The organism is Inquilinus sp. (assembly GCF_057815775.1).
On the sequence record NZ_JBYRFX010000286.1, the window covers coordinates 1 to 8,200 of the forward strand.

Genomic DNA, 8,200 nt, shown 5'->3' on the forward strand with positions numbered 1-8,200 from the left:
GCGCCGGGGCGGACCGAGCAGCCAAGGCGCGACATGAGCACGCTGCCTGCGGACTTTGCCGATCTGCTTCCCGAGCTCGGCCGGCGGCCGGACGACATCACGGTCACCAAGCGAACGTGGGGTGCTTTCGCCAGCACCGATCTCGAGGCGCGGCTGAAGGCGCTGGGTGTCACCCAGGTCGTCGCGACCGGCATCGCCACCGGTACCGGCGTCGAAGCGACGGCGCGCCAGGCCTATGAGGCCGGCTTCAACGTCACGCTCGCCATCGACGCGATGACTGACACGCGTGCCGGGGCGCACGATTACAGCATCGGGCATGTCTTCCCGAGGCTGGGCGAGACCGGCTCGACCCGCGAGATCATCGCGCTCATCGAGAGGAGCGTCTGAGATGCCCTGGCCCCATCTGCTGTCTTACTTCTTCGGCGGCGCGCTGCTCGCGAATGCCGTGCCCCATTTCGTCAGCGGCATGATGGGGCGGCCGTTCCAAAGCCCGTTCGCGACGCCGCGGGGCGAAGGGCTGTCTTCATCGACGGTGAACCTGCTGTGGCGCTTCGCCAACCTGGTCCTGTGCTACCTACTCGTCTGCCGCGTCGGTGATTTCGATCTGCGCAGCACGCCCGACGCTGCGGCGCTCGGGCTGGGCATGCTCGTGCTCGGTCTTGGCTGCGCCCGGCATTTCGGCCGGTTCAACGGCGGCAACGCGCCGGACCATCCGTGAGCGCACTTGCCGGGGGCGCCTTCCGCTCGCTGAGGAGCGTCAACTACCGGGTCTGGGTCGGCGGCGCCTTCGTCTCCAATATCGGGACCTGGGTCCAGCGTACGGCGCAGGACTGGCTCGTGCTGACGCAACTCACGCAGCACAGTGCCTCGGCCGTCGGCATCGTCATGGCGCTCCAGTTCGGGCCGCAATTCCTGCTGCTGCCCTGGACCGGCTTCGCCGCCGATCACTTCGACCAGCGCAAGCTCCTGCTGGCCACCCAGGCGGCGATGGGTGCGCTCGCGCTGGCGCTGGGCATCCTCACCGTCACCGGCGTGGTGCAGCTCTGGCACGTCTATGTCTTCGCCTTCCTGTTCGGCAGCGCGGCGGCCTTCGATGCGCCGGTGCGACAGACCTTCGTCGCCCAGCTGGTCGGCGATGCGGACCTGGCCAATGCGATCTCCCTCAACTCGACCTCGTTCAACGCCGCGCGCATGATCGGCCCGGCGGTGTCGGGCATCGTCATCGCCGTGATCGGGACCGGCTGGGCCTTCCTGATCAACGGCGCCTCGTTCATCGCGGTGCTGGTCTCGCTCTCGCGGCTGCGCGTCTCCGAGCTTCACCCCCATCCGCGGGCGCATCGCACCAAGGGCAGTTTCACCGAGGGCTTCCGCTACGTGTGGGCGCGCCCGGACCTGAAGGCGACCCTGATCATCCTGTTCCTGATCGGCACCTTCGGGCTGAACTTCCCGATCTTCATCTCGACCATGGCCGTCGGGGTCTTCCACACCGACGCCCACGGCTATGGCCTGCTGTCATCGATCATGGCGATCGGCACCGTGGCCGGCGCCCTGCTGAGCGCCCATCGCGCCCGGCCGCGATTCGAAGCCCTGCTGGTCGGATCAGGCATTTTCGGCATCGGCTGCACGCTGGCGGCGCTCGCGCCGGGCTATTGGGCCTTCGCCGGCGCCCAGGGGATCACCGGGGCGGCCAGCCTGACCATCACCAACACGACCAACAGCCTGATGCAGCTTTCGACCGAACCCGCCATGCGCGGCCGGGTGATGGCGCTTCGTGTCGCGGTCGCGCTGGGCGGGACACCGATCGGGGCGCCGATCGTCGGCTGGGTCGCGGATCATCTCGGACCGCGCTGGGCGCTCGGTGTCGGCGCGGCGTCAGGGGTCGCGGCCGTCGCCGTCGCGGTCTATGCGATGGCCCGGAACACCCACCGGCCTGACCCATCCGGTCAGGCCCGCCGCTGACGGATGCAGGCGCACCATACCCCATTCACCAGGGGACGGTGCGGCTGAGATAGTCGAGGTATTCCAGGCCCGGTTTTCCCTGCTTCGCGAGCAGGATGTTCACCAGGTTCGGGATGCTTTCCTCGATGCTCAGCTTTCCGTCCGGGCCGCCCAGGTCGGTGCGGACCCAGCCGGGCGCCATGACCACCATGGCGCGGGGTGTCCCGGCGTGGCGGGCGGCGAAGCTGCGCATGAACATGTTCAGGGCCGCCTTGCTGCCGCGATAGACCTCGCGCTGGCCGCTCTCATTGTTGGTGATGCTGCCCTGTCCGGATGACATCACGCCGACCAGGCCCGTCGCCGGGACGCAGGGCTCCAGGCTCTCGATCACCCGCATCGGGCTCAGCGCATTGGTGACCATGACCCTGACGAATTCGTCGGTCGTCACATCCGCGATGGTTTCCGCCGGGTTGTTGGACACGCCGGCGTTGACGAACAGCATGTCGAACACCCGGCCGGACAGGCGGTCGCGCAACGCCGCGACCTGGTCCGACTCGCAGATATCCAGGGTCTCGATTTCGACCCGGCCTTCGAATTTGTCGGCGAGATCGTGCAGCTTGGTTCGGCCTCCGCTGCCGCGGACGGTGCCGACGACGTTCCAGCCTTTCTTGAGGAATTCGGCGGCCATGGCGTGGCCGAGACCGCGGGAGGCGCCGATCAGCAGGATGGTCTCGGCGGGGGCACTCGAAGCGCTTGTGGGCATGGGTCGATGTCTTTCATGGGCTGGGGTGATTGCAGATATGGCCAGCCTGACTCCGGGCGCCAGACGCATCCCGATCAAAGTATAGTTGCATCCCACGCTATGTCAGGCCTATCAGGTGGGATAAGCTTGCGCCATGAACGATGCGGATCTGGACCTGAACCTGCTCGTCGCGCTGGACGTGCTGCTGGCCGAAGGCAGCGTGACAGGGGCGGCCCGCCGCCTCGGCTTGAGCGCCTCGGCCATGAGCCGCACGCTCACGCGGCTTCGGGCGGCCACGGGCGACCCGCTGCTCGTCCGGGCCGGGCGCGGGCTGGTGCCGACACCGCGTGCGGCCGAACTGCGCGATCGCGTGCCTGAGCTGACCCGGGATGTGCGGGCGGTGCTCCGGCCGCAAAACACCGATGTGGACGTGGCTGCGCTCGAACAGACCTTCACCATTCGCGGCAGCGAAGCGTTCCTGGAATTCCTCTCCGGCCCCGTCGTGGCCGCCGTCAGCCGGGCAGCGCCGCGCATCCGGCTCCGCTTTGCGCCGAAGCCGGACAAGGACGCGCGTCCGCTTCGCGAAGGCCTCATCGATCTGGAGATCGGCCTGCTCGGCACCTCCGCGCCCGAGATCCGCACCCAGTTCCTGTTCCACGACAGATATGTCGGCGTGGCCCGGGCGGGACATCCGCTGCTGGACGGCACCGGGGTGACGCCGGAACGATATGCCGCCTGCCGCCACATCGTCGCGTCGCGGGAGGGGGCTGTTGTCGAGCCGATCGATGGCGCCTTGGAGAGGCTGGGCCTGAGACGGACGATCACAGTCGTCGTGCCCGGCTTCCCGGATGCGATGCGGATCGCGCGCCAATCGGATCTGGTCGCGCTCGTGCCGCGGTCCTGCCTCGGCAAAACCATGGTGAGCGACCACGGCGCCGCGGCGGGTCTCGAGGGCTTCGACCTGCCGCTGCCGATGCCGGAGTTCAAGATATCGGCGATGTGGCATCCCCGCATGGACGCCGACCCGGCCCATCGCTGGCTGCGCGACACCGTGATGGCGGTCTGTCGCGCGGCCTATGCACGGCGATGACGAGGGGCCTGGGGCGACCCTCGACATGAAATCGGCGGCCGAAGCCGCCGATTCCGCTTCAGTTGCGTGGCCGGCTCAGGGCATGTGCATGTGACCCTGGAGCTGGGCCGGCGCTTCGCCCGACTCCGCCCCCATATCGCCATTCGGCAGCACGACCGCGACGTTCTGCATCATGCCGCCATCCTCATGGTCCAGGATGTGGCAGTGCAGCACGAACTCGCCGATGTAGCGCTGATAGCGGGTCCGGATCTTGATCGTGTAGAGGCCCTTCGCGTCGTCCGGGAGCAGGCTCTTGATCCACAGCGTGTCCTTCCACACGCCCTTCAGGCCGGGATATTCGGGGTCGACCGTCCCGCCGTAATCATCGACGGCGCCCGGAGCGCTGACATCCCTGCCGTCCGGATCGGTGATCGAGACGATCTGGAACGGGTTGACGTGGATGTGGAACGGGTGGCTGACGAAATGCGACTGCAGCGTCCATTCGTCCACCCCGCCCAGGGACAGCTGCCGGTCCAGCCGGTTCGGATCATAGGGGTGGGCATCGGCTTCGTTCAGCGTGTTGCTCACCTCGAACGCGGTTGGCTTGGCGCTGACATCGATGAAGAAGGTCAGCTCCTGCTGGCCGGTGACTTCGCTCTCCGCGATGTCCGGATGGGGGACGAACTTGGACAGCTTGAGGCCGCCCTGGAGGTCGGCGATGATCGCCGGCGCGACGTCGCGGGGCATCTTGGCCCGGGCCGCAGCCACCAGGGTGTCGGTGACATGGCTGGCGATGTCCGGCACCGGGGTGCCGGTGTCGGTGATCACGAAGCCGAGGAGCGACGGGTTGTCGACGGCATCGGCGTTGACGGTCCCCGCCGCCGGTGACGACGCGTCGATCAGGCAATAGATCCCCGATTCCGGGAATGTCATCAGCGCATCGAAGCGGTAGCCGGGCTGGAAGACCGCGAGGTCCTTGCGCTGTGCCGCCGCCATGGTCAGCCCGTCTGCTGCGACCAGGTAATAGGGAATGGTCTCGCCGGCGCAGTACTTGCTGACGATGTCCTGGGTCTCCGCCTTGCTGATGGGCGCCGCGAGCCTGGCGGTGAGCTGGTCGGGAAGCTTTGCCTTGACGACCTTGAGGCTGATGGTGTCGCGCACGCCGCCATGGATCATCCGCCAGCGCTCGGTCTGTCCTTGCTTGGCCTGGAAGGTCGGGGTGACGACGCCGTTGATGGAGGTGTACCGCCCGGATGCGGGCCAGCTTCCCGGCCCGAACTGGTCGTAGCTTTCGATGCTGCCGACATCATCGGTATCGCAGAAATAGGTGCCGTCGGGATTGGTCTTGATCGGCCCCAGCTGGCCGTCATGCCCCGGCCCGCGGCAGGCATACTGGATCTGCTGGAACACCAGGACCCGATCCGGCAGGCCGGCCAGCAGCGTGTCGACATCGCCCGTGGCCGTGGGGGTTGGCAGCCGGTTGCCGCGGATGATCAGCGCCCCGGCCATGCCGCTGGAGACCTGCAGCGCGGTCGAGCCATGGCGGTGGGTGTGATACCAGAACGTCCCCGCCGGATGGTCGCCCGGGATGTTGTATTCGTACTGGAAGCTGACGCCGGGGTTGATCGACAGCAGCACGTTGTCGCCGTTGCCGGCCGGGTTCACCCACAGCCCGTGGGTGTGCAGGTTGGTGCCGTTGAAGCAATGCCCGCCATTGTGCTCATGGCCGGCCGCGCAACTCGGGTCCGGCGGCAGCTGGTTGTTCAGATTGACCCGGATCGTATCGCCCGGCACGGCCTCGATCGTCGGCGAGACATAGGGGGCGGTCGGGTCGACGTCGGTGCCGTTGTAGCTGCGCAGATGCACCTTGTCGTAGCGAAAGGTCGTCGGGTTGAACAGCTGCCCGTCGGTGTAGACGATGTTGAGGTCCAGCACCTTTTCATGCGGCAGCGCCTGAATCGACGGCGTCAGGCTTTCCGGCGCGATGCCCGCGCCGAGCACCCGGGGGTTGCTGACCAGTCTCTCTGCGGTCTGGGCGCTGGCCGGGCCCGCACCGAACGCGGCCAAAGCAACGCCGATGAGCAGACAGCGCCCGATCGGGACACCAATATCCATTGCCATATCGTCCTCTCAAAAATGGTTCGACTATCGGGACTGAAAAAAGCCGGCCGCTCAGGGGCCGGGGCGCACCGTGAGGCGCGGAACCTCCTGTTCGGTCGGCGCCCGCACCACGCCGCCGGTCTGGGAGATCGTTAGCCGGATGGTCACATACCCATCCGCGATCGCCTCCGCCGGCAGCGGCAGCGCGTAGACCCCGGCGGCCTCCCCGGCGCGCGGGCCGAAGGGCGAGATCACGCCGATGATCCGGCCCGACGCCGTCGCGATGGTGACCTCCCGCCGGCCGACCGGGCCGACCTCCACCTCGATCCAGGCGGTCTCACCCGGCCGGAACGACGGCGGCAGGGGCAGCGTCCGCTCCTGCGCCGCCGCGGTCCCGCCGCCGAGCACCAGGATCGCGAGCAACCCGAGGGCTGCGGCGGCGGAGCGCAGCATCGCCCTACCGCACGGACAGCGAGACGGCATCGAGCGGAATGAGCTCCTCGTCTCCGCTATTGGACTCCACCACCCGGATCTTCAGCGTCACACCCTTCTCCGCGGCGGTGAGGGCCGTGAAGGCCTGCAGTGTCCGCGGCAACGGCACCGAGAAGGTCAGGTCGCCATGCATGTGCATGCCCGGCATCGGCGCGCCGAACAGGGCGAAGGTGCCGGCATAATAAGGGCTGTCGGCCGAGACCTGGGTGACGCCCGGGGGCGCGTTGACCAGCACGTCGAACTCGCGTGGCCCGGCCAGCTCCATCGGCCGTTTCATCGTGACCGCCGCGACCAGCGGCCGCGCCGCGTTCGCGGCGGCCAGATGGTTCTGGACCGCGGCCAGCGGCACGGTGAGCGTCGCGACATTTGCCGCCACGGCACGGCGGATCAGCGGCAGGTCTTCGGCATTCGACACCACGACCGCCTTCGGGATGATCTCTTCGCCCGACCCCGGCTCATAGTCGTAGCCGAACACGGTGATGTCGAAATAGTCCTTGGCGATGCCGGGGACGGAATTGCCCTTGCCGTCGATGAAGAACAGGAACGGCTCCTTGTTGAAGGTGTCGATGTCCGCGTGGGACGGTGTGGGAGACCCGCCCCCCGCCACCTGCTTGCGCGTCCAGACATCCCACAGCCGGTCCATATTGGCGTGATGCAGGAAGAAGATCGGGTCGATCGGCGACAGGTTGTTGGTCATGTTGCCGAAGGGACCCGGCTGCAGATCCGTCTCCGGCAGCGAGCCGTAGCCGCCGATATAGTTGTGCACCTTGTTGTGCGGGAAGCCCTCGAGCGTGGAGAACACCGTCCCGTTGGGCGGCACGACGTGGTGCGACTCCGTGTGCGAGCTGGTGAAGCTGTTGATGGCGTCGGTGCTGCCGTCCTTGTCCGTGAGGTTGAAGTCCTTGGGCGCCAGCCCGCCGAGGATCTTGCCGATCTCGACATTGGCGGCGGTCTTGTCGTCCAGCTTCGGGTTGTCGCGCGTCAGGTAGCGCGCCCCGCCGGTGATGACGAAGGCCTGGTTCTGCGAGATCGGCACCGGCTTGCCGTCACACATGGCGTAGCCGAGGATATCGCTCCAGACATCGTCGATGCTGTGGTAGCCCCGCTTGGCCTGTTGCGCGATCTGGGCGGCCGACAGGCCCTTCCAGTACTCCGTCAGGGCCGGCTTAATGTATTTGGTGAACGCCGCCACGCTGCCGGTATAGGGCAGGAAGGGCGCGCTCGACGGTGTCAGGTAGTCGGCGAACATCCCGTCCGGGATCTGCGGCAGCTGGGTCCAGTCCCAATAAGGCAGGACGAAGCTGTCCTCACCGGTCACGGTGCGGATGGTCTGTTCGAAATAGCCGATATAGCCGCGGTGCCAGACATAGAACCACCAGTTGCCGTGCGGACAGTCCATCATGTGGACGAAGGCGTTGCGGAACCAGTTGTGCGGGTTGTCCGGCGGCAGCTTCAGCATCGCCTGCACGCCCTTGGCGTAGATGGCCAGCATCTTCTTGCCGGCGTCGCTGGTGACGTTGGGGCGGGTGAACTTCGCGGCGGCCCGTGCCGGCCGGAGCGGAAGGGCGGCGGTGCCGGCAGCGGCGGCTGCCGCCACCAGAACGTCGCGACGTGACAAATGGAATCCAGGAATACCCATGTTGATCCTCCCAAAATCGGGAAATTGAAAAGAGACAATTCAGAATTTAACGCCCATCGAGCGCAGCTTTTTCAAACAGAGATATCTATGTTTGTGCTGATTCGAATGTGTTGAATAGAGTAATTATGAAGTCATAATTTTATCTAAATTACTTTTGTGATTTATCCTGGCATGAATTTTCGAATTTGCTTCGAAAGAAATAATTTTATATCAATATATT

General features: G+C 66.4%; 8 protein-coding genes. 4 read left to right on the forward strand and 4 right to left on the reverse strand.

Features of this window, described 5'->3' with window-relative positions:
- The 3 genes from AC3XYG_RS10220 to AC3XYG_RS10230 form a co-directional block, all read left to right on the forward strand.
- On the forward strand, positions 1-387 hold a 387-nt coding region (locus AC3XYG_RS10220), incomplete at its 5' end, for an isochorismatase family protein (protein WP_489139720.1).
- A 1-nt stretch (position 388) separates the two neighbouring features.
- Complete coding sequence (locus AC3XYG_RS10225) at positions 389-718, forward strand: hypothetical protein (protein ID WP_489139721.1); 330 nt, start codon at positions 389-391, stop codon at positions 716-718.
- A complete protein-coding gene (locus AC3XYG_RS10230) occupies positions 715-1,959 on the forward strand; it encodes an MFS transporter (protein ID WP_489139722.1) in 1,245 nt (414 codons plus the stop codon). The genes AC3XYG_RS10225 and AC3XYG_RS10230 overlap by 4 nt, the downstream gene beginning before the upstream one ends.
- A 25-nt stretch (positions 1,960-1,984) precedes the next feature.
- Here AC3XYG_RS10230 and AC3XYG_RS10235 read toward each other — a convergent pair whose 3' ends face one another.
- Positions 1,985-2,701 (reverse strand): SDR family NAD(P)-dependent oxidoreductase, encoded by a 717-nt coding sequence (locus AC3XYG_RS10235; RefSeq protein WP_489139723.1) that lies wholly within the window; start codon positions 2,699-2,701, stop codon positions 1,985-1,987.
- 133 nt (positions 2,702-2,834) lie between these two features.
- Between AC3XYG_RS10235 and AC3XYG_RS10240 the strand changes: the two genes are divergently transcribed.
- A complete protein-coding gene (locus AC3XYG_RS10240; RefSeq protein WP_489139724.1) occupies positions 2,835-3,770 on the forward strand; it encodes a LysR family transcriptional regulator in 936 nt (311 codons plus the stop codon).
- Positions 3,771-3,845: 75 nt separating this feature from the next.
- On the opposite strand, the gene AC3XYG_RS10245 is transcribed toward AC3XYG_RS10240, so the two are convergent.
- Genes AC3XYG_RS10245 through AC3XYG_RS10255 form a run of 3 tightly spaced genes read right to left on the reverse strand, consistent with a single transcriptional unit; the run spans position 3,846 to position 7,980 of the window.
- Entirely contained in the window at positions 3,846-5,864 is a 2,019-nt protein-coding gene (locus tag AC3XYG_RS10245) for a multicopper oxidase family protein (RefSeq protein WP_489139725.1), read from the reverse strand.
- 57 nt (positions 5,865-5,921) lie between these two features.
- Positions 5,922-6,302 (reverse strand): hypothetical protein, encoded by a 381-nt coding sequence (locus tag AC3XYG_RS10250; protein WP_489139726.1) that lies wholly within the window; start codon positions 6,300-6,302, stop codon positions 5,922-5,924.
- A gap of 4 nt (positions 6,303-6,306) precedes the next feature.
- Positions 6,307-7,980, reverse strand: a complete 1,674-nt coding sequence (locus AC3XYG_RS10255) for a tyrosinase family protein (protein ID WP_489139727.1) — start codon at positions 7,978-7,980, stop codon at positions 6,307-6,309.
- Positions 7,981-8,200 lie beyond the last annotated feature (220 nt).

Bases quoted from the DNA above. Each gene is read 5' to 3' on its own strand.
- AC3XYG_RS10225 (WP_489139721.1), top strand. From the start codon at position 389: ATGCCCTGGCCCCATCTGCTGTCTTACTTCTTCGGCGGCGCGCTGCTC.
- AC3XYG_RS10235 (WP_489139723.1), bottom strand. From the start codon at position 2,701: ATGCCCACAAGCGCTTCGAGTGCCCCCGCCGAGACCATCCTGCTGATC.
- AC3XYG_RS10240 (WP_489139724.1), top strand. From the start codon at position 2,835: ATGAACGATGCGGATCTGGACCTGAACCTGCTCGTCGCGCTGGACGTG.
- AC3XYG_RS10245 (WP_489139725.1), bottom strand. From the start codon at position 5,864: ATGGATATTGGTGTCCCGATCGGGCGCTGTCTGCTCATCGGCGTTGCT.
- AC3XYG_RS10250 (WP_489139726.1), bottom strand. From the start codon at position 6,302: ATGCTGCGCTCCGCCGCCGCAGCCCTCGGGTTGCTCGCGATCCTGGTG.
- AC3XYG_RS10255 (WP_489139727.1), bottom strand. From the start codon at position 7,980: ATGGGTATTCCTGGATTCCATTTGTCACGTCGCGACGTTCTGGTGGCG.